Origin of the sequence: Halomonas sp. MES3-P3E, from assembly GCF_002836035.1 — a bacterium.
GTDB classification, from domain to species: Bacteria; Pseudomonadota; Gammaproteobacteria; order Pseudomonadales; family Halomonadaceae; genus Vreelandella; species Vreelandella arctica.
This window is the reverse complement of record NZ_PJBT01000187.1, coordinates 61,361-84,972: the sequence shown is the minus strand read 5'-3', so window position 1 is coordinate 84,972 and position 23,612 is coordinate 61,361. Positions and strand designations below refer to the sequence as shown.

The window sequence follows — 23,612 nt, the reverse complement described above, 5'->3', positions numbered from 1 at the left end:
AATGGATTGGTCGGCACTCTCAGTCTCGCTACGCCTTGCAGGCTTTACCTGCTTACTACTTATCCCCATCGCTATTTGGCTAGGCCGCGCCCTGGCCTACGCGCGTTTCCGGGGCAAAGGTCTATGCGAAGCGCTGATTGCCCTCCCGCTGGTACTGCCGCCTACCGTACTGGGCTTTTATCTGCTGTTGAGCTTTGGCCGCGATGCGCCGGTGGGTTCGTTTTGGGCAGAAATGACCGGCAGCGGGCTGAATTTTACCTTCACAGGCATATTACTGGCCTCACTGATCGCCAATCTGCCGTTTGCCGTGCAGCCCATTCAGCGCGCCTTTGAACATGTGCCCCACAACCTACGAGAAGCGGCCTGGTGCAGCGGCTTGAGCCCCTGGCAAACGCTGCTGCGTATCGAACTGCCCTTGGTATGGCCAGGCATTATGTCCGCGGCAGCGCTAACGTTTGCCCATACGCTGGGCGAATTCGGCGTCATCTTGATGGTGGGGGGCGCTATTGATGGCGAAACCCGCACCCTTGCCATTGCCATCTATGATCGCGTTCAAGCCTTTGACGAACAGGGCGCGGCACAGATGTCGGCGCTGTTGCTGTTGGTGTCGTTTATTACCTTGGGGCTTGTCTATGGACTGGCCGGGCGCAGGCGGTGGGTACGTGGCTAATTCGCGCATCACCGGGCCGATCGAAGGACTAGGCGTGGCGGTCCACCAAACGGGGCCGATTCCGCTGGCCGCCGAGTTTATCTGCCAACCCGGCGAACTGCTGGCGCTGGTAGGGCCGTCGGGCAGCGGGAAAACCACTCTGCTGCGGACTATTGCCGGGCTTTATCGCCCTCAAAATGGGCGTGTGGAATGCGCTGGCGACGTTTGGTTTGATGCTGAACGTAAGCATTCACTTCCGCCCCAGCGTCGGCAAGTCGGCATGGTGTTTCAGGACTATGCGCTGTTTCCCCACTTAACCGCGTTAGAAAATATTCAACTGCCGCTGCGTCATCTGCCTCAACCTCAGCGCCGAGAACAAGCGGAACAGTGGCTGGCCAAGGTGCGTTTAGACGGGCTGGGCAAGCGCTACCCCAACGCGCTTTCCGGTGGGCAACGCCAGCGTGTCGCGCTAGCCCGCGCCTTGGCCCGCGATCCGAAAGTGCTGTTGCTCGATGAACCGTTTTCAGCGGTGGATCAAGTGACCCGTCGGCGTTTGCAGCGCGAACTGGCACTGCTCCGCCAGCAAATCGAGATTCCCATCGTGCTGGTAACGCATGACCTGGAAGAAGCCACGGCACTGGCGGATCAAATCTGCGTGTTGCATAACGGCGTAAGCCTTCAGCAGGGTTCGCCCGAGGTGCTGTTCAGTCGCCCAGCCACGCCGCTAGTAGCACGCTTGCTGGACCGCCATAATCTCTTTGAAGGCACCGTCGTAGAGTTAGAAGGCCAGCGTCGCCTGCAGTGGGGGAAAACTTACCTGGAAGTCGCTGAAGGACTTACCAACCTGCCACTGGGAGAGACCGTGGCCTGGTATTTGCCGCCTTCCGATATTGTGCTTCACCGTCGTGATCGGCCTTCGCAAGGCGAGCGGGAAAACCCGCTGGCTGCCACGGTCAGTGAGGTAGTGGTGTTGGGTGGCATTACGTCAGTTTCCTTAAGCGTTGACCACGGTGATATGTTACGTTTCGACATTGCCACCCATGCTGCACGTCGCAATCAGTTAACCCGCGGGGCAGTGGTGAATGTTTCACTGCTGGCGGCAGGAATACACCTGTTGCCAGGCCACCGAGTTCGCGCAGATGCGCATGACAAAAGGAAGTAAGCATGGATCACACGCGTCGCACGCTGCTTAAAGCATCGTTACTGTTACCGCTGGCGGCGCTGTTGCCGATGTCGTTACTCAGCTCGTTTGCCTGGGGGCAGGCAACGAAAGAGATGCAGACGCTGGCGCTGGCTATTCATAGCGAGGGCGGGCCGCACCGTTTAGAGGTCGAGGTGGCAGAAACATCCTCTCAGCGACAGCGCGGATTGATGGGGCGTGAGAGCCTGCCGAAAGCGCAGGGCATGCTATTTCGTTTTGAGAATGAGCAATCGGCCAACAATGCCTTTTGGATGTATAACACGTTGATTCCTCTCGACATTGCTTTTATCGATGCGAATGGCCATATCGTGGCGATCAACACCATGCAGCCCTGCGAATCTACTTCGCCGAGTGAGTGCCCCTCTTATCCAGCGGGTGCGACGTATCATTCAGCGCTAGAGGTTAATGGCGGCTACTTTGCCGAGCGCGGCATCAAAGTAGGTGACTGTGTGTCTATCCCTGAAGAAGCCGGTTTCTGCCAACCTGCGAATTAAGCGGGGCGAGGGTTGCGGCGAAACTTCAGCACAATCAGAGCGATACCCGCGACTACTAAGCCACCGCCCACCAGTTTATGAAAGCCTAGGCTGTCGCCCATCAATAGCGCGCCTAGGCCGACCGCCAATACCGGTACGAGCAGCGTCATGGGTACTACGCGATTAACCGGATGGCGGCGCAACAGCGCGTACCAAATCCCGTAAGCCACAATCGATGACATGACCGCGGTGTACACCATCGCCCCCCAGCCTACCCAGCTTGCCTGCCGCATCGCCTGCCACTGACCGCTTTCAAACAGCCACGAGCCCAGCGCTACCTGGGGCACTGCAAATAGCGCCACCCAACCTGCAAGCGCTAAGGGGGCGATGGGTGGGCCGCGTTTAATCAATAGCTGCGATACCGCCCAACCGAGAGCGCTCATCAATAAAATACTGAGCGGCAGAGGCGAAGGCAGTGTGGGCCCTCCGGCGAGCACGATCACTCCGGCAAACGAGAGTAGCAGCCCCGCGATACGTTTGGGTCCCAGCTTCTCTTTAAGAAATACCACGGCTAGCAGCGTCGCAAAAGGCGTACCCATTTGTACCAACAGCGCCCCAGTGCCTGCTTCGGCCTGCCCCAAGCCAATAAATAGCAGGGCAAAGTGGAGACTGCCGAAGGTGATGGATAACAGCAGCAAAAACGGCAGCTGTGCCCGCGCTACCGGGTAGAAGGGCACCAGCAGCACCGCGACCAGCATAAAGCGCAGCGTGGTCATCAACAGCGGCGGCAACTCCACCACACCGACCTTGATCACAATGATATTCAGCGCCCAAATGACGATAACAAATAGGCCAAGCAGCAGGTCGCGTAGGGGCACATTGATGTCCGTTCATTGATGTTTTTTGCTAGATGAAAACGAGCGTCATTGCATACGCTGCGCGATCTCTCGCCACAGTGCAGCGTAGGCGCGACCGCCTGGACTGCTGCGGGCGAAATGCCCGACCGGCGCGCGTTCGACACCCATGCGCTCGACCGCACTAGCGTTTGGCACGGTCGTGGACAAGCGCCTCGGCCAGCGCTCGCTGAGACTCTCCATCACCTCGCGGTGGAGGGTTTTGCGGCGGTCGGCGAGGGTTACGAACGGCCAGATTGGGCAAGCCTGCTCGACCGCGTCCAGGTGAGTGTCCAGTTGCTCGAGGGTGCGCAAAGACAGGGTCGTCGGCACCACCGGCACCAGTAGGGCATCGACGCTGGAGAATATCTGGTCGGCGAGCGCCGACAAGCTCGGCGGGCAGTCGAGTATCACCAGGTCGTAACTGGTCATTACTGGCTTGAGGATCTTGCGCAGTCGACTAGGCTTGCGGGTTTCCATCGACGCTTCCAGGTCGCGTGAGCCCAGCGCCGCAGGCAGCAGGTCGAGCCCTTCAATGTCGGTCTCGCGGATCGCCCGATCAAGGTCGGCCTTGCCCTTGACCAGTTTGTCGACACCACCGCGCACTTTGGGTTTGCTGCGCAGGTAGAAGGTGGTGGCTGCCTGGGGGTCAATATCCCACAGCAACACTCGCTTGCCGTCGCGTGCCGCTTCAGCGGCGAGATTGACGGCGGAGGCGGTCTTGCCCACGCCGCCCTTGATACTGTAAAGCGCCAGCATCTGCATGGGAAACTCCTTGATTGGTAACTGTTTTAGTCTAACCGATTGGCCCACACGGATACGTGACGTTTCTATGACGGCGGCGGTGGTAGTAGCGTCACACCGCTGTGATACACGCCGAAAGTCGGTCATTAATAGCCGATAGAATGGCTTTCCTTCCCCTCAAGAATACCTACAATGGAGTGCTTATCGCCAACATGCACGCAATGCGCACCGTTATTTAGGCGATACAGTGATAGACCTCCTAATAAAGTCACCATAAAAATCGATAAAAAAGGATCTACTATGACGCTTACACGCTCAATGGCTCGTTTCACTGCCGGCTTGGCCGGTGCGGCACTGCTTTCCGCTTCTCTATCAGCACAAGCTCGTGAACTCTCGGTTTCTACCGTTTTGTCTGACGCTTTCCCCTGGGGTCAGGCGGCGGAGAAGTGGGCAGAATTGGTCGAGGAACGCAGCGGTGGTGAACTCACGCTGCGCGTTTACCCCAACTCTCAACTGGTTTCCGGCGACCAAACCCGCGAATTTTCCGCTATGCGTTCTGGTCTAATCGACGCTGCTGTGGGCTCGACGATTAACTGGTCGCCCCAGGTGCCGGAACTCAATTTGTTCTCCTTACCGTTTTTCATTCCCGATGAAGCCGCCGTGGATGCGGTCACCGGTGGTGAAGCGGGGGGGCTAGTGTTTGAAGCAATCGAATCACGTGGGGTTATCCCGTTAGCCTGGGGTGAAAACGGTTTCCGCCAGGTTTCCAATTCGCGCGGGCCAATCAGCCAGCCGGATGACTTGGATGGTCTGAAGATTCGTGTGGTGGGTTCGCCGTTGTTCCAGGATACGTTCTCAGCACTGGGCGCCGATCCCACCCAAATGAGCTGGACCGATGCTCAGCCAGCGTTAACGACTGGTGCGGTAGATGGCCAGGAAAACCCGCTTTCGGTGTTTGACGTGGCGCGTATTGATCAAGTGGGCCAAGAGCATTTAACACTCTGGAACTACATGAATGATCCGCTGATTTTTGCCGTTAACCAGCAGGTTTGGCAGTCGCTCGATGAAGAGCAGCAAACCATGCTGCGTGAAACCGCCAAGGAAGCTGGTGAGTGGGAAATCGCCATGACCCGTGAAGAGGAGAGCGAACGCTTAGCGGCGATTCAAGAGCGCGGTGTGACGGTGACCGAGCTTTCTGATGAGCAGTACCAGGCGTTTGTCGATGCGACACAGTCCGTTTATGAGAAATGGGCGCCGCGCATTGGTGAAGAAGTGGTCAACGCCGCACAAACGGCTATCGACGCACGTTAATTACCTATGTTGTTCTAACTCCCGGCCCTCAAGGCTGGGAGTTTTTTGCTGTGAGGCTGCCATGAAAGGCTTTCCTGATGCACGCCCCGAGCGCTGGCTGGGCGCGCTGGCGTTAATCATTATCTCATTGATCAGCCTGGGTAATGTCATTACCCGCTATCTGACCGGTGGCTCTTTTTCATTTACGGAGGAGTTTTCGGTGTTTTTGTTGGTAGTGCTGACGTTTGCCGGGGCCTCGGTGGCGTTGCGGCGCAATCGCCATATCCGTATTGGCTTTCTGGAGCGTGCGTTGCCGCCTAAATACCGCCGTGCCTTAATCCTTTTTCAAACGCTGTGCGTTGCCATTGTGCTGGGTTTGATCACTTGGTATGGCGGCAAGTTGGCTTGGCAGGAGTACCAGTGGGAGTCGCTTTCGCCGGGGCTGGGGTTACCTCAGTGGTGGTATTTAGTCTGGTTGCCAGTGCTTTCCGCGGCCATGTTATGGCGCTTGTTCCAGCAAACCGCTGACCGTTTGACGGGGAGGCTCACCGATGAGCCCTGATGTTTGGATGATTCTGGCCTTTGCAGGCTTGCTGATTGCGGGTGTGCCGGTGGCGTTTTCATTAGCGCTTTCCGGGGCTGTCGGTATCGTGCTTGGCTTGTCTCCGGATATGCTGGCGACCCTGGGCACTAATACCTATAACAGCATCGCCAAGTACCCCTTGATTGCGATTCCGTTATTCATTTTAACCGGGCTTATCTTTGAGCGTTCCGGTGTGGCGCTTCGCTTGGTGCGTTTTGCCCAGGCGCTGATTGGCCCTCGCCACGGCGGCTTGGCGCTGGTCGCAGTATTGGTATGTATGATTATGGGCGGCATGAGCGGCTCTGGCCCTGCCGATGCGGCGGCCGTGGCGATGGTGATGCTGCCCAGCATGACCAAAGCGGGCTACCCCAAGCCGTTTTCGGCCACGCTGATTGCGGCCTCAGCCTCGACGGCGATTCTTATACCGCCTTCAGTGGCACTGATTCTTTACTCGATTGTGGTGCCCGGTGTTGATTTGCGGGCGCTGTTTGCGGCGGGGCTGTTTCCTGGCATGTTGGCGGGGATAGCACTGCTGGTGCCTGCCATGATCGTTTCCAAACGCTATGGTTGGGAGGGCGGCACGCCGGTAGAGGGTGCTGAACAGCTCAGTGTGCGCACCACTTTTAAACAGGCGATACCGGCGCTGTTTGCGCCGGTGCTGATTTTAGGCGGCTTGCGTTCAGGCTTGTTTACACCCACTGAAGCCGCCGTGGTGGCGGTGGCCTATGGCGCGATTGTCGGGCTTTTTCTTACTCGCGAACTGTCGCTACGCGATTTGTGGGAACTGTTAGGCGAGGCGGCGATTATCTCGGGGGTGGTGATGCTGATTATCGCGCTGGCCGGAATTTTTGCCTGGGCGGGCACCATGCTGGGCACCTTCCGCCACTTGGCGGAGTGGATCATTAGCCTGACCGATAACGGCGTGCTGCTGCTTATTCTGGTGATGTTGGCGGTGCTGGTCGCCGGGATGCTGCTGGATGCGATCTCGATTTATCTGATTATGATGCCGATCTTGATACCCGTGATGCAGCACTTTGAATGGAACCCGGTGTGGTTCGGCATTCTATTGGCAATGAACATTGCTATTGGCCAGTTTACCCCGCCGGTGGCGGTGAATTTGATGGTGACGACCGAGGTGGCCAAAATTCGTTTGGAGCAAACGCTCGGCTGGGCGCTGCTGTTTGTGGTGGCAATGGGGTGTGCGCTGGCGCTGGTGGCTATTTTCCCCGCTATCGCGCTGTGGCTGCCTACCGTGTTGGGCTATAACGTTTGATGTGGGCTCAGAAATTAGTGACCATAAGGCATTGCTCATGTCTAACAAGCAGTGCATATCCTTATCCCCTATGCCAAAACGGTATAGGGATTAACGCTTACTAAACGTTACCAACCACTAAACTACTATCTACCAAGCTGAAATGCGTTTTAAATAGCGATAGGTACTGCGGCATGTCGTTAAGCACGCTTTTTTCGCTAAAGGCTTAGTTTTTCGCTAAAGTAGTATTAGCAGGCATCCAACGGGTGCTTGTAACAGATTGTCTTAAAAACAGTTTGCCTTGAAAATAGAATGTCTTGAAAAACGTTTTGGAGCAGAATCACCTATGGGAACAATTCACTAGGTGAGCCCAAAGCGTGTAGTGCTCATAACATCAATATAAAGAGGTGTGTTCATGAAACGCCATACGTTTTCTACCGCTGCTTTCTCCGGTGCGCTACTGGCCGCCGCTGCTTTCGCCTCTCCGGCGATGGCACAGGACGACGAACAATTCATCACCATCGGCACCGGTGGCCAAACCGGCGTTTACTACGTCGTAGGGCAGTCGATCTGTCGTTTGGTTAATCGTCTTGAAGACGCTGATATTAAGTGTAACGCACCTTCCACCGGTGGTTCTGTCGCCAATATCAATGGCATCAAGTCCGGCGAATTGGACATGGGTGTCGCTCAATCGGATGTCCAGTACCAAGCCTACAATGGTACCGGGAATTTCGAAGGCGAGCCCTATGAGGACCTGCGGGCTGTGTTCCGTGTCCACGGCGAGCCATTGACCCTGCTTGCACGTGCTGATTCAGGCATCGAGACACTCGATGATTTGGAAGGCAAACGCGTCAATATCGGTAACCCAGGCTCAGGCCAGCGCAACACCATGGAAGTGGTGATGGACGCCAAGGGCTGGACCGAAGATACGTTCTCTTTGGCATCTCAGCTTGATGCGGCCGAGCAAGCAGCGGCACTCTCCGACAATAACGTCGATGCCATGGTGTATGTCGTTGGTCACCCCAATGGTTCCATCCAAGAAGCGACCACCACTGTTGATGCTCGTTTGATTCCGCTGAATGACGAAGACATTCAGGGCATCATCGATGAATACCCGTACTACTCCGCATCGGTTATTCCGGGTGGTCTGTATCGCGGCAATGACGAAGATGTCGAAACTTTCGGTGTAGCAGCGACATTTGTCACCACTGCTGAAGCTGACGAAGAAGTTATCTACCAGACTGTAAAAGCGGTTTTTGATAACTTTGATCGTTTCAAGCAGCTGCATCCGGCTTTCGAGAACCTAGTTCCAGAAGAGATGGTAACTCAGGGCCTTTCCGCACCGTTGCATGATGGGGCGGCGCGTTACTACCGTGAGCAAGGCTGGATTGAGTAATCCTTCAGCCTGAGGTGTTGCTACCTTAGTAAGAAATGCGCGGTTACCCCAGGGTGCCGCGCATTTTGGTTTAGAATGTTGATAGGGCACTTAGAATGTTGATAAGGCACTTAGAATGTTGATAGGGCATTTCGATATGGCAATGATGCGTCAATCGACTCGGAGAAGGGCAGTCATATGACAGAAGATAAGAACAGGCCTTCGGGAGTCGGAGGAGACTTGGAGGATATGGTCGCCTCCAGCGACACGGGAGCCCGCAAACCGGCCGGTATGCCCGGCAAGCTCTTGGTAAGCATTGCGGCAGCGTGGTCCCTTTTTCAATTGTGGATTGCATCCCCAGTGCCCTTCGTTCTGGGCTTTGGCGTGTTTAGTGCCACGGAAGCCCGCTCTATTCATTTAGCCTTTGCGTTGTTCCTGGCGTATATGGCCTATCCGGCACTCAAGCGCTCGCCGCGAGACCGTGTGCCGATCCAGGATTGGGTACTGGCGGCGGCGGCGGCCTTTTGTGGCGCTTACATGTTCATGTTTTATGAGCAGTTATCGCAACGCCCCGGCGCACCGATACTGCAGGACGTTATTATTGGCATCGCCGGGATACTGCTGTTGCTCGAGGCGACACGTCGAGCGCTTGGCCCGCCGTTAATGATTGTGGCGTCTGTTTTTCTTCTCTATAGCCTGGCTGGCCCTTGGATGCCGGGGATTCTTTCCCATGGTGGGGTGAGTCTCTTTGGTTTGATTAATCATCAGTGGTTAACAACTCAAGGGGTCTTCGGTATTGCGCTGGGTGTCTCAACCAGCTTCGTATTCCTGTTTGTTTTGTTCGGTGCTCTGCTCGATAAGGCGGGCGCTGGCAATTACTTTATCAAAGTGGCGTTTTCGCTGCTTGGTCACTATCGCGGTGGGCCAGCGAAAGCCGCCGTGGTGGCGTCGGCCATGACCGGTCTGATTTCCGGGTCCTCTATTGCTAACGTGGTAACCACCGGTACCTTTACGGTGCCGATGATGAAGCGTGTTGGGTTTTCCGCTGAAAAGGCGGGGGCTGTCGAAGTGGCGTCATCGGTCAATGGACAGATTATGCCGCCGGTGATGGGGGCGGCCGCTTTTTTGATGGTCGAGTATGTGGGCATTTCGTATGTCGAGGTGATTAAGCATGCCTTCCTGCCTGCGCTGATCTCCTATATAGCGCTGGTCTATATCGTTCACCTTGAGGCCCTCAAAGCCAATATGAAGGGGCTGCAAAGCAGCAACCCACCTAAGCCGCTGGTCAATAAAGTGATCGGTTTTCTTGGTGGCCTGCTGCTGATGATGGTCACCGCGTTGGCAGTCTATTATGGTCTTGGCTGGCTCAAGCCGGTGTTGGGTGAGGCGACGCCCTGGGTGGTGGCTGTTGGGCTTACGGTTATTTATATCGCTCTGCTCAAGCTGGCGGCCGGCTACCCCGAGCTTGAGCTCGATGATCCTAACGAACCGATTTATTCGCTGCCGCAAACCAAGCCCACGGTGCTGGTTGGCTTGCAGTACATCCTGCCGGTGATTGTGCTGGTCTGGTGTCTGATGGTGGAGCGCTTATCGCCAGGGTTGTCGGCGTTCTGGGCCACTGTGTTCATGATTTTTATCATTCTTACTCAGCGCCCGATCACGTCGATTTTTCGCGGACGCAGCGATATGCGTGCGGATCTGCGTGAAGGTGCGATGGATCTGTGGAATGGCCTGGTCACCGGTGCCCGCAACATGATCGGCATCGGCATTGCGACGGCTACCGCCGGTATTATCGTCGGTGCCGTCTCGCAAACCGGGGTGGGCCTGGTGCTAGCCGAGGTGGTGGAAACGCTGGCCATGGGCAACTTGATGCTGATCTTGCTGCTTACCGCAGTGCTTAGTTTGATTCTCGGCATGGGGCTACCTACAACGGCTAACTACATCGTCGTCTCGGCACTACTGGCGCCGGTCATCGTTAACTTGGGCGCTGAAAATGGCTTGCTGGTGCCGTTGATTGCGGTACACCTGTTTGTGTTCTATTTCGGCATCATGGCCGACGTTACCCCGCCGGTGGGGCTTGCGTCCTTTGCGGCGGCGGCAGTATCCGGTGGTGACCCTATTCGAACCGGCTTTCAGGCGTTCTATTACAGCCTTCGTACCGCAGCGCTGCCTTTCCTGTTCATCTTTAATACCGACCTGCTGCTCATCGATGTGACCTTCCTTCAGGGGGTGCTGATCTTTGTAGTGTCGACCATCGCGATGCTGATCTTCGCCGCGGCGACCCAGGGCTTCATGATTACGCGCAACCGTTGGTATGAGTCTATTGTACTGCTGCTGATTGCGTTCACGCTGTTCCGCCCCGGCTTCTGGATGGACATGATTCATGATCCCTACGAATCCATCCCGCCCGCGCAATTTGTCGAAGCATTGGGTAGTGTCGATGAAGACTCCACGCTGCGCTTGCAGATTGCCGGTCTTGATGATTATGGCGATCCCATGACCACTTACATGACCCTGCCGGTGCCTGAAGGTGAAACAGGCCAAGAGCGGCTTGATAACTTGGGTATGGAGCTCTTTATCGAGGATGGCACGGCGACCGTTGACATGGTGACCTACGGCAGCCAAGCGGCAGAGCTTGGTTTCGACTTCGATCAAGAAATTATCGAGGTTCTGGCCCCCGTTGATCGCTGGACGAAAGAGCTAATGTGGATTCCTGCCTTCTTGCTCTTTGGGTTGATTGTATTGATGCAGCGTCGGCGTCGTGATAACACGCAAGCTGCTGCCACCGCATGAAGGAGAGTGCCATGTACAGTAAGATCATGTTGCCGGTGGATTTGAACGAGGAGTCTTCCTGGTCGAAGGCGCTGCCCACGGCATTGACGCTATGTCGCACTTTCGGCGCCTCGCTTCATGTGGTGACGGTACTGCCGGACTATCGCATGCCCATGGTGGGTTCCTACTTCCCCAAGGACTTCGCTAAAAAAGCGCATGTCGCGATCACCGATGCGCTTCACGCGTTCATCAAGACGAATGTGCCCGATGACATTCAGGTGCAAAGTGTCATTGTGGATGGTTCGCCTTGGGAGGCCATTATCAAAGCCGGTAAGAAACTGGACGTGGATCTGATCGTCATGGCCTCTCACAATAAGCGTAAGTTTGTCGATTATGTGCTTGGTCCTAATGCAGAGCACGTTGTGCACCATGCCAAAATGTCGGTAATGATTGTGCGCTAGACATTCAAAGCGTCACGTAGCAACAACCAAAAACTCCGGGCAGCTAGCCCGGAGTTTTTTTATGGCTGGTACCTAACGTTGGCTACATACGCTTTTGCTAACGCAGCAATTAAATTGGCGTTTTAAGGCCATCTCATGGATTTTTTGTACGCATAGCCTTTCAGTCAACGCCTCGGGTCTTCAGGTCAGCTACATTAAGAGAGCATTAAGAAAGCACTGAGAAAAAGCACTGAAAGATAGTGTTAAGCCATTAAGTTGGCATTAATGCCAGCAGCGCTAACAAGCGTTGATGCTTTGAGGTAAACCCTGAGTTCAGGACCTAGTATCAGGTACAACAGGAGTGATGCCATGAATGCGGCTACAACAAAAACAAACCACCATTCAGATCAGCCCAGCGTTAAAATTACTATTAATAAGGTCGGATTGGATCGGCCTAGAGCGTGGTTGGCTGCGGGGGTAGAAGATTTTCGCCGCGCAACGGTGGTCAGTCTTTCGTATGGCATGTTTTGGGTGGGCTTGAGTATCGCGATCACCCTTGGCGCATTTACGCTGGGGTACTGGTATTGGCTGCTGCCCATGATTGCTGGCTTTATGTTTATCGGGCCCTTGGTCGCGGTCGGTTCGTATGGCATCAGCCGAGCCTTAGAACGGGGGCAAGTGCCTAACCTGGGAGATGCATTCGGAAGCTGGAGACCCCATGCCGGTCAATTGGCGATGATGGGGGTCATGATGATGATCTTCTTCCTGGCCTGGATTCGTTTAGCCACTCTGCTATTTGCCCTGTTTTTTGGATTTGAAGTTCCTAGTCCCGCGACCCTCTATACATCGCTACTGACCACCTCAGAAGGCTTAGGCATGCTTGCCGTTGGCACAGTGGCAGGTGGCATTTTAGCATTCGGCGCGTTTGCTATTAGCGTCGTGGCGATACCCACACTGATGGATCAAGACTTAACCTTCATGGAAGGGATTGAAGCCAGCGTACGCTGTGTTGCCCGTAACTTTCGCGTGATGTTGTTGTGGGCGGTGATTTTAACGCTGTGTGTGTTGGTAGGTGTGATGACATTCTATATTGGCTTGGCGCTCATCTTGCCGGTATTAGGTCACGCCAGTTGGCATGCCTACGAAGAATTAGTGCGTTTTGAGCCGCTTGAGAAAATTAGCTCGTAACTCAGCTGTGAGCGAATAACGCTTCCATTACGATAAAAACATTACGAAAAAACAGTATTGAGCCTGACCTATTTAAGGAGATAGCGTAATCTTTATGCTGTCTCCTTTTATTTCTGGGCGTTTAAACCAACGGGTCTTTTGGCGTGAGGTGTTTACTGTGAAAGCGTTATTAATGGGGTGGGCTGTGCTGATATTCAGCATTCCCCTAGCGGGACTCGCTGAAACAGCCGATGGCTTAGAGGAACCCAGCGGGCCGGTTATTTTGACCGTTAGCGGTAATGTTGGCCTTACGAACGTGGGTGGTGAAGCGCAGTTTGACCGCGCCATGTTAGAGGCGTTACCACAGCACGAGTTCGATACTACCACACCCTGGACAGAAGCTAGTAACCACTATCGTGGGCCTTTAATGCGCGACTTGCTGGCGCGTTTAAACGCGGAAAGCGATACGGTACATGTCGCCGCCCTGAACGGCTACGAAGCGGAAATACCGGTGAGCGATTTTGAAGAGTATGACGTTATCTTAGCCCTTGAAAAGGATGAAAAAGCGATCCCCATTCGTGAGTACGGTCCGTTATGGGTGCTTTATCCCTTTGATGAGGATGAAGCGCTGTTAAGCGAAAAAATACGCTTCAGGGCGGTATGGCAGGTTATGCATATTGATGTTCGCTAGCGCTTCAACCGCACAGGCTTCCAGCCTGCTGCGTTATCCTCGCCGTTTTAAGCTCGTTGCCATCGTTGCGGTTTTGCTATTTGCCGCGGCGTTGGTCGTCGCTACCCTGGCTGCCTGGCGGCAGGAAAATCTCACTCAGAGTCTGCGTGAAGATACCGCCTGGGTGGTTTATAAGCTGGACCGCGATGCGGTACAGCTCTTGAACCATCTATTGGCTGTGACGCGTGAGTCGCTTACGTCCGAGACGCATGATGAGCTAAACCTACGCTTTGAACTGTTATATAGCCGCATTACGTTGCTCAATGAGGGTGAGGTCAGCACGTTATTGCAACAGATCGGTACGGCTCGGGAATTATTGGGCCAAATCCAGCAACAGCTGGATGTGCTGGATAGTATGTTTTATCCCTATGGTGGGCCTGAAGCCGAGGGGGGAATTGATCAATTACCGTTGACGGTGCTGGAAGAGGAATTGCAGGCGCTAACGCAGTTAACAGAGCGCCTGGTTATTGCGATTAATGGCTATTTGGCCGAGTCGGCGACCGAAGAGCGCGCCCAGCTCAGCCTGCTCTACAAGCTCCTCATGTCACTAATCGTCGGAATGAGCTTAGCGGCTTTTCTGGTGATTGCTTTCCTGGTGCGCGAAATGCGCGAAAGTGCGGCGGTCAGGCGCGAGCAGGAGCAATTAGGCCAGCAATTGGAGGTTACTGCCAAACAGGCGCAGGCGGCGAATCAAGCTAAGTCAGACTTCCTCGCCATGGTCAGTCACGAAATTCGTACCCCGCTGAACGGTGTGATTGGTATGAGTGAGTTATTACGGGAATCGGCGAGTCCCGCTCAGGTAGAGGATTACGCTCACACGATTTACGATAGTGCCAATCAACTGCTGGCAATGATTAATGAAATCCTCGATTTTTCTAAAATCGAAGCCGGTCACTTAACCCTGGAAACATCGCCTACTGCGCTAAAACCACTTATCGATAGTGTGGTGGTGCTGCTTGCACCCAGGGCAAAAGTTAAAGGATTGACGCTTACGGTTAACGTCGACCCCCTGGTGCCTGCGTGGGTGTTGGTCGATGCTGCCCGCCTGCGGCAGATACTGCTAAACCTGATCGCCAATGCGATCAAGTTCACTGACCATGGCGAGGTAAGCGTCAAGGTCTCCTCTACGGTAGAACAGCTATTATTTGAGGTGATCGATACCGGTTGTGGCTTGAGCGAGCAGCAGCAAGAGCGGCTTTTTGAGCCTTTTCAGCAGGCGGATGAGTCAGTGGCCCGCCGCTTTGGTGGAACGGGGCTGGGGCTGGCGATCTGCAAGCGGTTAAGCGAAGCCATGCAAGGGCGGTTAGGGGTCAAGAGCCAATTAGGCCAGGGAAGTATCTTCTGGTGCCAGTTGCCCTTGGTAGAAGTCGATCCTGTTTCAGCGTCACTGCCCGTGATACCTAAACGCGATTTTTCCGGCACAACGCTGCTGCTAGTGGAGGACAATGCGGTCAACCGCAAAGTCGCTATTGGCTTGTTATCGCGCCTAGGCTGCGATGTGATCTGGGCCGAGAATGGTCATGACGCCTTGGCAATGGCCCAGTCACAGCAGGTACAACTCATCTTTATGGATATCCAGTTGCCCGATATAGATGGCTTGTTGGTCACTCAGCGCTTACGCGAACAGGGTGGCTGGCTGGCGAGTGTTCCTATCGTCGCCATGACGGCAGGCGGCGCTGAAGATGATCGTCAACGCTGCCTAGCTGCGGGCATGAATGATTACATTACCAAGCCACTGTCGCTTTCGGCGTTAAGTAATGTGCTGGCGTTACAGCTTTTTGCCGCTCCCGACACGGCTCCTGTACCAGCATTAGCGGGAACACAAACGCCAACCGAGGAGCCGCCGTTACTGAATGTCGACACTCTCACTATGCTGAAAACGTCACTGGAAGAGTCGAGCCTGAGCCAACTGGCGATGCTTTACCATCAGCAAGTCAGCGATTACACCGAGCAACTGGCTGCTTGTCTGGTGGCAACACCACTGACACCAGAGCAGCACCATCAAGTCATGCGTTTGGCGCACCAGCTGCGCGGCGAGTCAGTGAGCATGGGCGCTGACCAGCTAGCCGAATTGGCGAAGCAGTTGGAGATATTGGCCAAGACAGAGCAAGCCACCACAAGCCAGCTCAATGATGCTTTCAGCACGTTAAAGCTTGCCGCTGTGCGCACCCATGCCGCTCTGGAGAGGTGGTGTCGTGACCATTTATCCCGTTGAAAAGGGCATTATTACGGCGGCTAGTCAGCAGGCAGACGCTTGGAACGCAGCGTCGGAATTAGCCGACGCTCTCTATCACGCACACTTGGGCTTCGTGCTGTTCTTCTGCAGTGCGGAGTATGATTTAGCGGAGCTGGCGGCCGCATTAGAGCGAAGCTTTCCCTCCACGCCGCTTAGCGGCTGCACTACCGCTGGGGAAATAACGCCGCTTGGTTATGATCGCGGTTCGATCGTCGCGATGGGCTTTGATCGTCGTTGGTTCGCCATCGAAACAGCGCTGATCGATGACCTGGATCATTTTGAGTTGACCAACGCTCAGCCGCTAGTCGATACACTCTTGGAGCGTTGCCGTCGACAGGCCGTCGCGCCTATTAATGAGCACAGCTTTGCGCTCACCTTATTGGATGGCTTATCGAGTCGCGAAGAGCAAGTGCTTGCCACCTTGGATGCCGCGCTGGGGCGTATACCCAGCTTTGGCGGCTCTGCCGGCGATGATAATCATCTCAGCCATACCCACGTGTACACCGCCGGGCGCTTTTATACCCGGGCTGCGGTGGTGGTGATGATTAATACCCAGTTGCCCTTTGACGTCTTTTCGACTCACCATTTGACCCCAATGGCCCACAAACTCGTGGTAACGGAGGCGAATCGTGAGCAACGGCGGGTAATAGAATTGAATGGTTTGCCCGCCGCGAAGGTGTATGCCGATTTGGTTGGGGTTGCGCCTGAACAGCTCAATGCAGCGATTTTTGCTCGTCACCCTTTAGCGGTGCGTATCGGTGGGCAGCACTATGTGCGCTCCATCCAGAGCGTTAACCGCGACAGCAGCCTGAGTTTTTACTGTGCAGTGGAAAATGGCATCGTGCTCACGGCCATGCAACCAACACCGCTGCTCGATGATCTCAATGTCATGCTTGAAGGCGTGAGTGCCCGGCTAGGCGCGCCTAGCGTCATCATTGCCTGCGACTGTTTTTTACGCCGTATGGAGCTTGAAGCACTGGATCATTTAGACCAGGCGTCGCAACTGCTGCGCCAGGCTGGGGTAGTGGGGTTCAATACCTACGGTGAGCAGCACCACGGCATGCATGTGAATCAAACGTTTACGGGGGTGGCGTTTGGATCTCTTCCAGCTAACGACAACCACTGAAGCCACCAATAGCCAGGATGAAGCCGAGGTCGCCGCGCTGCGAGAAGAGAACCGTCGCCTGCGCAAAGTCTGCCAAGCGTTAATGGAGCGGGTCGAAGGTGATGGTAGTGCCGAGGGCGCCCCTTACGCCGCCTTTGAGCGTTCAGTGCTGCTTGCCGAGCAGGTGCGAGAACGCACCGATACCTTGCACCGAACCTTGGATGAACTGGGGCAGGTCAACACACGATTACTGGCGGCCAAAGCCGAGGCTGAAGCGGCCAACCTTTCTAAAACAAAATTCCTTGCGGCGGTCAGCCATGACCTGTTGCAACCGCTCAACGCGGCCCGCCTGTTTGCCAGCGCTTTAGAAACCCACTCACTGCCTGAAAACTCGCAAAAACTAGTGGGCCATATCGGCCGCTCGCTGAAAGATGTGGAAGGCCTGATCGGCACGCTGGTGGATATCTCGCGCTTGGATGCGGGGGTGCTGCGCGCCGATAAATCACCGTTCGCGGTGAGTACACTGCTCGATACGCTGGCGGAAGAGTACCGCCAAGTGGCGGGCGTGCGTGGCTTAGCGTTGCACTATGTGCCCTCCAGTATGATGATTGAATCAGACTTGGCGCTGCTGGCGCGGGTCATACGCAACTTCCTCAGTAATGCGGTGCGCTATACCGAACATGGCCGCGTGCTGCTGGGCTGCCGACGACGCCCTCATGGATTGGAAATTATGGTGGGCGATACCGGCCCCGGCATTCCAGAGCAGCAGCGCGAAGCGATCTTTCTGGAGTTCCGGCGGGTTAACCAGCCCCATAGTGCTAATAGCCGTGGCTTAGGGCTGGGGCTAGCCATCGTTGACCGGATCAGCAGTATGCTGGAGCAACCGGTATCCCTCACTTCACGCCCCGGCATAGGAGCTCTTTTTTCTATCACCGTGCCTTACGCGGCGGTCCCGTCATCGGCTCTGCCCGCACGCTACATCTCTCCATTGGCGGAAATAGATGATCCGCTGCAGGGCTGTATCGTCTGGGTGATCGATGATGACTTGGCCATTATTGAGGGCATGCAGGCACTGCTAAGCAGTTGGGGCTGTCGGGTACGCGCGGCAGCCACGGTGAGTGCCCTTGAGGCCGCCAGCGATGGTGAACGCCCTGCGGTACTCCTGGTTGATTATCACTTAGGGGAACATCGTGAAACCGGTATCGATCTGGCCGCGCGCTTGCAGCGGCGCTATCCTGGACTGGCCGCCGTGGTCATAACGGCGAATCACGAGGCAGAGATTAAGCGGGCCACCCGTGAGGCGGGTATGCACTGTTTGCTAAAACCGCTCAAACCGCTGCGGCTGCGCATGCTGCTTGCCTCACTGTTGCATAAGCATTAGTGAGCCCGGTTGGCGCGATAAAAACTTAAATCCTCCTCTCCGGCAATGACGATCGCATGCACCCGACTGGTCGCATTTAATTTACGCAAAATCGCCGAGACATGGGTTTTAACGGTGGTTTCGGCAATCAACAATTCTCGCGCAATATGCTTATTGGACATGCCTTTGGCCATACAGCCCAAGACCATCAGCTGCTTTTCGGTCAGGCGCGCCAACCGCTCGCTGGGCGTTGTGGCGGTGACGGTCGTGGGGGGCAAAGACGCGCGGGGCGCAGGCCGTCGCATGATGTCGGGCGGCAGGTAGAGCTGACCTTCAAGAATCTGCGTTAAGGCTGCCAGCATTGCTTCCCGGGGCGTAGATTTGGGGATATAGCCCACCGCGCCCAGGGTAATAGCATCCAGCACCAGTTGGCGCTCTTGATGCGCAGAGACAATCGCTACCGGCAGCCATGGAAACACCTCGCGCAGGCGGGTCAGCCCCTCTAGCCCCTCGGCATCAGGCAGGCTTAAATCCAGTAGCAGCAAATCCAACTCCGCATGCTGTTCCACCAACGTCATCGCATCAGCGAGACTCTCCGCTTCCGCCAGTTGGCTGCCTGCCAAGCCCCCGCTAATCACGGTTTGCAGCGCATCACGGAACAGCGGGTGGTCATCGGCCACTAACAGGGAATACATGGCGTCTCCTACCAAGGGATGAGGGCTAATCCTGCCATCGGGCTATATCGCCATTTGCTTTAGTGAACAACACTGTTTAGGCACCTTAAAAAAGCACCTTTAATAATCATAATACTCAGGAGCATGACAATGATCTACGCCAACCCTGGTGACACCGGTTCTGTGGTGTCATTTGAAAAACGTTACGGCAACTATATCGGCGGCGAATTCGTTGCCCCGGTGAAAGGCCAATACTTCGATAATATTAGTCCCGTGAATGGTCACGTCTTCTGTGAAATCCCTCGCTCAACGGCAGAAGATATCGATAAAGCACTAGATGCGGCCCACAAAGCGGCACCTGCCTGGGGGAAAACCTCCGTTCAAGAGCGTAGCAATATTCTGCTGAAAATCGCCGACCGCATTGAGCAAAACCTGGAAATGCTCGCCGTCGCCGAAACCTGGGATAACGGCAAAGCGGTACGCGAAACCATCAATGCCGATCTTCCATTGGCTGTCGATCACTTCCGCTATTTTGCAGGCTGCCTGCGCTCGCAGGAGGGCACCGCAGCGGATATCGATGCCAACACGGTTTCCTATCACTTCCACGAACCGCTAGGCGTGGTGGGCCAGATCATCCCCTGGAACTTCCCGATCCTGATGGCCGCCTGGAAACTGGCGCCTGCGCTGGCAGCGGGTAACTGTGTGGTCTTGAAGCCCGCAGAACAAACCCCCGCGTCGATTCTGAAAGTGATGGAAGTGATTGGCGATTTGCTGCCGCCTGGCGTTCTCAATATCGTCAATGGCTTTGGTGCCGAAGCGGGTCAGGCACTGGCTAGCAGCAAGCGTATCGCCAAGATCGCTTTTACCGGCTCCACGCCTGTCGGTTCGCATATTTTGAAATGCGCGGCAGAAAACATTATTCCCTCTACCGTGGAGCTAGGCGGCAAATCCCCCAACATCTACTTTGCCGACATTATGAACGCCGAGCCGACGTTTATTGATAAAGCGGTAGAAGGCCTGGTGCTGGCGTTCTTTAACCAGGGCGAAGTGTGTACCTGTCCTTCTCGCGCGCTCATTCAAGAGAGTATGTACGACGAGTTCATGGCCAAGGTTATTGAGCGCACCCAAACCATCAAGCGTGGCAACCCGCTGGATACCGATGTGCAGGTAGGTGCTCAGGCATCCCAAGAGCAGTTCGACAAGATCATGTCGTACATGGACATTGCCCGCGACGAAGGCGCCGAGTTCCTCACCGGTGGCAATAAAGAAACCCTGGACGACAGCCTTAACAGTGGCTATTACATCCAGCCAACGTTGCTCAAGGGCAACAACAAGATGCGTGTTTTCCAGGAAGAGATCTTTGGCCCAGTCGTGGCGGTGACCACCTTCAAGGATGAGGAAGAAGCGCTGGCGATTGCCAACGACACCGAGTTCGGTCTGGGCGCTGGCCTGTGGAGCCGCGATATCAACGTCGCTTTCCGTATGGGCCGGGGCATTCAAGCCGGGCGAGTGTGGACCAACTGCTACCATCAATATCCCGCCCACGCGGCATTCGGTGGCTACAAGAAATCCGGCGTCGGCCGCGAAACCCACAAGGTGGCGCTTGAGCACTACCAGCAAACCAAAAACCTGCTGGTCAGCTACGACATCAATCCGCTGGGCTTCTTCTAACCCGCCACGTTTTTCTATGTATAGCTAACCCACACCGTCCGGCATCAGCCGGGCGGTAATTGTCAGTCCCCTGACGCTGACTCTACTGATAAGAGCAGTGCTTAAACTGCCGTATCGAAAACTATTAGGAGTTGTATCATGGATAGCACAATGCGCGCGGCGGTCGTTCGTGAGTTTGGCCAGCCGTTGGTCATAGAAGAAGTTGATGTACCTCGCCCCAAGCAGGGCGAAGTGTTGATGAAAGTGGCGGCCTCTGGTGTCTGCCATACCGATTTACACGCTGCTCACGGCGATTGGCCGGTAAAACCCTCGCCACCGTTTATTCCAGGGCACGAAGGCGTTGGGCATATCGTGGCGGTGGGTGAAGGCGTTACCCATGTCAAAGAGGGTGATCGTATTGGTGTACCCTGGCTCTACTCGGCCTGTGGTTACTGCGAGCACTGTTTAGGCGGTTGGGAGACGCTGTGCGAGTCCCAGCAGAATACCGGCTACAGCGTTAACGGCGGGTTCGCGGACTACACCTTAGCGGATGCAGGCTATGTAGGGCGCTTGCCGGATGCCGTTGATTTTATCGAAATAGCCCCGGTGCTGTGTGCCGGTGTAACGGTTTATAAAGGCTTGAAAATGACCGATACCCACCCCGGTCAGTGGGTGGTGATTTCGGGTATTGGTGGCCTGGGCCATATGGCGGTGCAGTACGCTAAAGCGATGGGGCTGAACGTGGCGGCTGTCGATATCGATGACGGTAAGCTAGCCCTGGCTGAGCGTTTAGGCGCCACGGTAACTGTTAACGCCATGAAAACCGACCCAGCGGCCTACCTGAAGAAAACCATTGGTGGCGCTCACGGTGCCTTGGTGACAGCGGTGTCGCCGAAGGCGTTTGATCAAGCGCAGAATATGCTACGCCGCGGCGGCACACTGGTGCTCAATGGCCTACCACCCGGCGACTTCCCGCTGCCAATTTTTAGCACAGTGCTCAATGGCATTACCATACGTGGCTCTATCGTTGGCACGCGCAGCGACCTGCAGGAAGCGCTGGATTTCGCTGCCGAAGGCAAGGTTAAGGCCACGGTCGCAACCGATACGCTGGACAATATCAACGATGTCTTCCAGCGCATGATCGACGGCAAAATCGAGGGTCGTATCGTGTTGGATATGGCGAGCTGACATCGTTCTAGTGTCGTATCTCAGGGGGAGGCAACTCCCCTTTTTAATTTCGGCAGTGTCACTGCTCAGGCACGATTTAATCCCCGCCGTTCCCCTGTTGGCCCAACCAACGGCGCGCCATTCGCTCTGCGTGGGCAAGGTTACTGACAACCGCTAACTGACCTGCTTCGCGCTTAATGCCCGCGCGTTTGAGTTTCAGCGCCATGCGCGGTGACAACCCTACAAATATTACCCCCACCCCATGCTCGCCCAGCTCGCGTCGCAGCGTATCCAGCGCCACCATGGCGGTGGTATCCAGGCTGGGTACATCGCGCATATCCAGAACGACGATTTTTACGCTGTGGTCAATCACTCTGAGTGTGGCAATGGCCTTTTCTGCTGCGCCAAAAAACAGCGGTCCGCTTATCTTATAAAGGGCTACTTCCGGCGGGAAGTGTTCGCTGGTGTTGGGTGCCGCCAAGCGTTGGGTATGAGTCAGCTGTGCCATTCGGCGAATAAACAGCGCGGCGGCTAGGCCAATACCCACGGCCACGGCAACCACCATGTCGAAAATAACCGTCAGTGCGAAACAGATTACCAATACCCATACATCGCTGGCAGGTGCGCTTTTTAGCGTGTGCATAAAATGCCGCGCTTCACTCATGTTCCAGGCAATAATAAACAGAAGCGCGGCCAACGCAGCCATCGGTACATACCCCAACACGCCCGCCAGTGCGACGACGGCCAGCAGCACCACTAACGAGTGCACCAGCGCAGCGACAGGTGAAAACGCGCCACTTTTGATATTGGTCGCGGTGCGTGCCAGTGCGGCCGTGGCGGTAATACCGCCAAAGAAGGGTACCACCAGATTGCCGAGCCCTTGGCCAATCAGTTCTGCATTGGGGTCATGGCGGGTGCGGGTTAAGCCATCTGCGACAACGGCGCACAGCAACGATTCAATCGCAGCGAGTAAAGCGATCGCCAGTGCCGGGCCCAGCAGCGCTTGAATCAACGCAAAGTCGATTTCAAGCGGTGAGCCGTCGGCACCAGGGAAATGCCACGGTGCGATAAAGCCAGGCGCGAAGGGAGGAATGCCACTGCCGCTTTCGCCCTGATACTCCCAGCTAAAGCGCGAGGCGATAGTATCGACCTCGACACCACCCACCAGCAGCAGGGCGGCAACCAGGGTACCCACCGCCAAGCCAACCAGCGGGGCAGGAACTGGCGTATTCAGACGGGGCCAGATTAACAGCGTTGCCAAGGTCACAAGCCCGACGCTGATTTCAGCCAGTGACAGAGTGGGCAGTGCTCGACCAATCAGCATGAGGTTACGCAGAGTACTATCGCCGAGCTCGACCCCGGCCAAACCGAGAAAATCGGGCAGTTGCAGCAGCGCAATGACGACGCCAATGCCCGCTGTGAAGCCAAGAATGACCGGGTAGGGGACGTACTGAATCAGGCTTCCCAACCGCGACAGCCCCAGCGCGACCAAAATGGCGCCTGCCATAAAGGTAGCAATCAGCAGCCCGCCCAAACCATGATTGGCCACAATGGGGAATAGGATCACCACAAAGGCGGCGGTAGGGCCAGAGATATTAAACCGCGAACCGCCGGTCAAGGCGATCACCGCGCCTGCCACGATGGCAGTGTATAGCCCGTGCTGAGGTGGCACGCCAGTAGCGATGGCCAGCGCCATGGAGAGCGGTACCGCCACCACACCAATCGTCAGACCCGCCATTACATCCCGCTTGAATTTGGCCAGCGTATACCCTTCACGCCAGGCGTTTACTAACGCGCGGCCAGGCATCGGGAAAACGTATCCCGAAGATTGATGGACACGGGACATAGAGT

Annotated in this window: 20 protein-coding genes; 16 read left to right on the top strand and 4 right to left on the bottom strand. The window is 55.6% G+C overall.

The window, feature by feature from the left end; genetic code table 11:
- Position 1 precedes the first annotated feature (1 nt).
- Genes modB through CXF87_RS17065 form a run of 3 tightly spaced genes read left to right on the top strand, consistent with a single transcriptional unit; the run spans position 2 to position 2,344 of the window.
- Positions 2–670 (top strand): molybdate ABC transporter permease subunit, encoded by a 669-nt coding sequence (modB, locus tag CXF87_RS17075; protein WP_008956011.1) that lies wholly within the window; start codon positions 2–4, stop codon positions 668–670.
- Entirely contained in the window at positions 633–1,811 is a 1,179-nt protein-coding gene (locus CXF87_RS17070) for an ABC transporter ATP-binding protein (RefSeq protein WP_101147497.1), read from the top strand. Before modB ends, CXF87_RS17070 begins: the two co-directional genes overlap by 38 nt.
- Before the next feature lie 2 nt (positions 1,812–1,813).
- Complete coding sequence (locus tag CXF87_RS17065; RefSeq protein ID WP_101147496.1) at positions 1,814–2,344, top strand: DUF192 domain-containing protein; 531 nt, start codon at positions 1,814–1,816, stop codon at positions 2,342–2,344.
- Here CXF87_RS17065 and CXF87_RS17060 read toward each other — a convergent pair.
- Positions 2,341–3,201: a DMT family transporter gene (locus CXF87_RS17060; RefSeq protein WP_101147495.1), complete on the bottom strand. Its 861-nt coding sequence runs from the start codon at positions 3,199–3,201 to the stop codon at positions 2,341–2,343. The genes CXF87_RS17065 and CXF87_RS17060 overlap by 4 nt on opposite strands.
- A 45-nt stretch (positions 3,202–3,246) precedes the next feature.
- Positions 3,247–3,981: a ParA family protein gene (locus CXF87_RS17055; protein ID WP_101147494.1), complete on the bottom strand. Its 735-nt coding sequence runs from the start codon at positions 3,979–3,981 to the stop codon at positions 3,247–3,249.
- A 279-nt stretch (positions 3,982–4,260) separates the two neighbouring features.
- On the opposite strand from CXF87_RS17055, the gene CXF87_RS17050 reads away from it, so the two are divergent.
- From CXF87_RS17050 to CXF87_RS17000, 11 genes are all read left to right on the top strand, one after another.
- The gene (locus CXF87_RS17050; protein WP_101147493.1) at positions 4,261–5,271 is read left to right on the top strand and encodes a DctP family TRAP transporter solute-binding subunit; all 1,011 of its coding nucleotides are present in this window, start codon (positions 4,261–4,263) and stop codon (positions 5,269–5,271) included.
- 61 nt (positions 5,272–5,332) lie between these two features.
- A complete protein-coding gene (locus tag CXF87_RS17045) occupies positions 5,333–5,812 on the top strand; it encodes a TRAP transporter small permease (protein ID WP_101147492.1) in 480 nt (159 codons plus the stop codon).
- A complete protein-coding gene (locus CXF87_RS17040; RefSeq protein WP_101147491.1) occupies positions 5,802–7,106 on the top strand; it encodes a TRAP transporter large permease in 1,305 nt (434 codons plus the stop codon). Before CXF87_RS17045 ends, CXF87_RS17040 begins: the two co-directional genes overlap by 11 nt.
- A gap of 394 nt (positions 7,107–7,500) precedes the next feature.
- Positions 7,501–8,481 (top strand): TAXI family TRAP transporter solute-binding subunit, encoded by a 981-nt coding sequence (locus tag CXF87_RS17035; RefSeq protein ID WP_008956019.1) that lies wholly within the window; start codon positions 7,501–7,503, stop codon positions 8,479–8,481.
- A 177-nt stretch (positions 8,482–8,658) separates the two neighbouring features.
- On the top strand, positions 8,659–11,253 hold the full coding sequence (locus CXF87_RS17030; protein WP_101147490.1) for a TRAP transporter permease: 2,595 nt from the start codon (positions 8,659–8,661) through the stop codon (positions 11,251–11,253).
- A gap of 11 nt (positions 11,254–11,264) precedes the next feature.
- Positions 11,265–11,693, top strand: coding sequence for a universal stress protein (locus tag CXF87_RS17025; protein ID WP_101147489.1), 429 nt, complete (start codon positions 11,265–11,267; stop codon positions 11,691–11,693).
- Between the two features lie 348 nt (positions 11,694–12,041).
- A complete protein-coding gene (locus CXF87_RS17020) occupies positions 12,042–12,860 on the top strand; it encodes a DUF2189 domain-containing protein (RefSeq protein WP_101147488.1) in 819 nt (272 codons plus the stop codon).
- 94 nt (positions 12,861–12,954) lie between these two features.
- A complete protein-coding gene (locus CXF87_RS17015; protein WP_101147487.1) occupies positions 12,955–13,530 on the top strand; it encodes a molybdopterin-dependent oxidoreductase in 576 nt (191 codons plus the stop codon).
- Complete coding sequence (locus CXF87_RS17010) at positions 13,520–15,784, top strand: hybrid sensor histidine kinase/response regulator (protein WP_101147486.1); 2,265 nt, start codon at positions 13,520–13,522, stop codon at positions 15,782–15,784. The genes CXF87_RS17015 and CXF87_RS17010 overlap by 11 nt, the downstream gene beginning before the upstream one ends.
- The gene (gene nosP / locus CXF87_RS17005) at positions 15,765–16,931 is read left to right on the top strand and encodes a nitric oxide-sensing protein NosP (protein WP_101147485.1); all 1,167 of its coding nucleotides are present in this window, start codon (positions 15,765–15,767) and stop codon (positions 16,929–16,931) included. Before CXF87_RS17010 ends, nosP begins: the two co-directional genes overlap by 20 nt.
- Positions 16,900–18,291, top strand: coding sequence for a hybrid sensor histidine kinase/response regulator (locus CXF87_RS17000; protein WP_101147484.1), 1,392 nt, complete (start codon positions 16,900–16,902; stop codon positions 18,289–18,291). Before nosP ends, CXF87_RS17000 begins: the two co-directional genes overlap by 32 nt.
- Here the strand turns inward: CXF87_RS17000 and CXF87_RS16995 are convergent.
- Positions 18,288–18,965, bottom strand: coding sequence for a response regulator (locus CXF87_RS16995; RefSeq protein ID WP_101147483.1), 678 nt, complete (start codon positions 18,963–18,965; stop codon positions 18,288–18,290). The genes CXF87_RS17000 and CXF87_RS16995 overlap by 4 nt on opposite strands.
- Before the next feature lie 129 nt (positions 18,966–19,094).
- Between CXF87_RS16995 and exaC the strand changes: the two genes are divergently transcribed.
- Both exaC and adhP read left to right on the top strand, forming a co-directional pair.
- Positions 19,095–20,615, top strand: coding sequence for an acetaldehyde dehydrogenase ExaC (gene exaC, locus CXF87_RS16990; protein WP_101147482.1), 1,521 nt, complete (start codon positions 19,095–19,097; stop codon positions 20,613–20,615).
- A 138-nt stretch (positions 20,616–20,753) separates the two neighbouring features.
- Complete coding sequence (gene adhP, locus CXF87_RS16985) at positions 20,754–21,782, top strand: alcohol dehydrogenase AdhP (RefSeq protein WP_101147481.1); 1,029 nt, start codon at positions 20,754–20,756, stop codon at positions 21,780–21,782.
- 76 nt (positions 21,783–21,858) lie between these two features.
- On the opposite strand, the gene dauA is transcribed toward adhP, so the two are convergent.
- Positions 21,859–23,607, bottom strand: coding sequence for a C4-dicarboxylic acid transporter DauA (gene dauA / locus CXF87_RS16980; protein ID WP_101147480.1), 1,749 nt, complete (start codon positions 23,605–23,607; stop codon positions 21,859–21,861).
- Positions 23,608–23,612 lie beyond the last annotated feature (5 nt).

Excerpts from the sequence above, each read along its gene's own strand:
- modB (WP_008956011.1), top strand. The coding sequence starts at position 2 with ATGGATTGGTCGGCACTCTCAGTCTCGCTACGCCTTGCAGGCTTTACC.
- CXF87_RS17070 (WP_101147497.1), top strand. The coding sequence starts at position 633 with ATGGACTGGCCGGGCGCAGGCGGTGGGTACGTGGCTAATTCGCGCATC.
- CXF87_RS17065 (WP_101147496.1), top strand. The coding sequence starts at position 1,814 with ATGGATCACACGCGTCGCACGCTGCTTAAAGCATCGTTACTGTTACCG.
- CXF87_RS17055 (WP_101147494.1), bottom strand. The coding sequence starts at position 3,981 with ATGCAGATGCTGGCGCTTTACAGTATCAAGGGCGGCGTGGGCAAGACC.
- CXF87_RS17050 (WP_101147493.1), top strand. The coding sequence starts at position 4,261 with ATGACGCTTACACGCTCAATGGCTCGTTTCACTGCCGGCTTGGCCGGT.
- CXF87_RS17045 (WP_101147492.1), top strand. The coding sequence starts at position 5,333 with ATGAAAGGCTTTCCTGATGCACGCCCCGAGCGCTGGCTGGGCGCGCTG.
- CXF87_RS17040 (WP_101147491.1), top strand. The coding sequence starts at position 5,802 with ATGAGCCCTGATGTTTGGATGATTCTGGCCTTTGCAGGCTTGCTGATT.
- CXF87_RS17035 (WP_008956019.1), top strand. The coding sequence starts at position 7,501 with ATGAAACGCCATACGTTTTCTACCGCTGCTTTCTCCGGTGCGCTACTG.
- CXF87_RS17030 (WP_101147490.1), top strand. The coding sequence starts at position 8,659 with ATGACAGAAGATAAGAACAGGCCTTCGGGAGTCGGAGGAGACTTGGAG.
- CXF87_RS17025 (WP_101147489.1), top strand. The coding sequence starts at position 11,265 with ATGTACAGTAAGATCATGTTGCCGGTGGATTTGAACGAGGAGTCTTCC.
- CXF87_RS17020 (WP_101147488.1), top strand. The coding sequence starts at position 12,042 with ATGAATGCGGCTACAACAAAAACAAACCACCATTCAGATCAGCCCAGC.
- CXF87_RS17015 (WP_101147487.1), top strand. The coding sequence starts at position 12,955 with ATGCTGTCTCCTTTTATTTCTGGGCGTTTAAACCAACGGGTCTTTTGG.
- CXF87_RS17010 (WP_101147486.1), top strand. The coding sequence starts at position 13,520 with ATGTTCGCTAGCGCTTCAACCGCACAGGCTTCCAGCCTGCTGCGTTAT.
- CXF87_RS16995 (WP_101147483.1), bottom strand. The coding sequence starts at position 18,965 with ATGTATTCCCTGTTAGTGGCCGATGACCACCCGCTGTTCCGTGATGCG.
- exaC (WP_101147482.1), top strand. The coding sequence starts at position 19,095 with ATGATCTACGCCAACCCTGGTGACACCGGTTCTGTGGTGTCATTTGAA.
- adhP (WP_101147481.1), top strand. The coding sequence starts at position 20,754 with ATGGATAGCACAATGCGCGCGGCGGTCGTTCGTGAGTTTGGCCAGCCG.
- dauA (WP_101147480.1), bottom strand. The coding sequence starts at position 23,607 with ATGTCCCGTGTCCATCAATCTTCGGGATACGTTTTCCCGATGCCTGGC.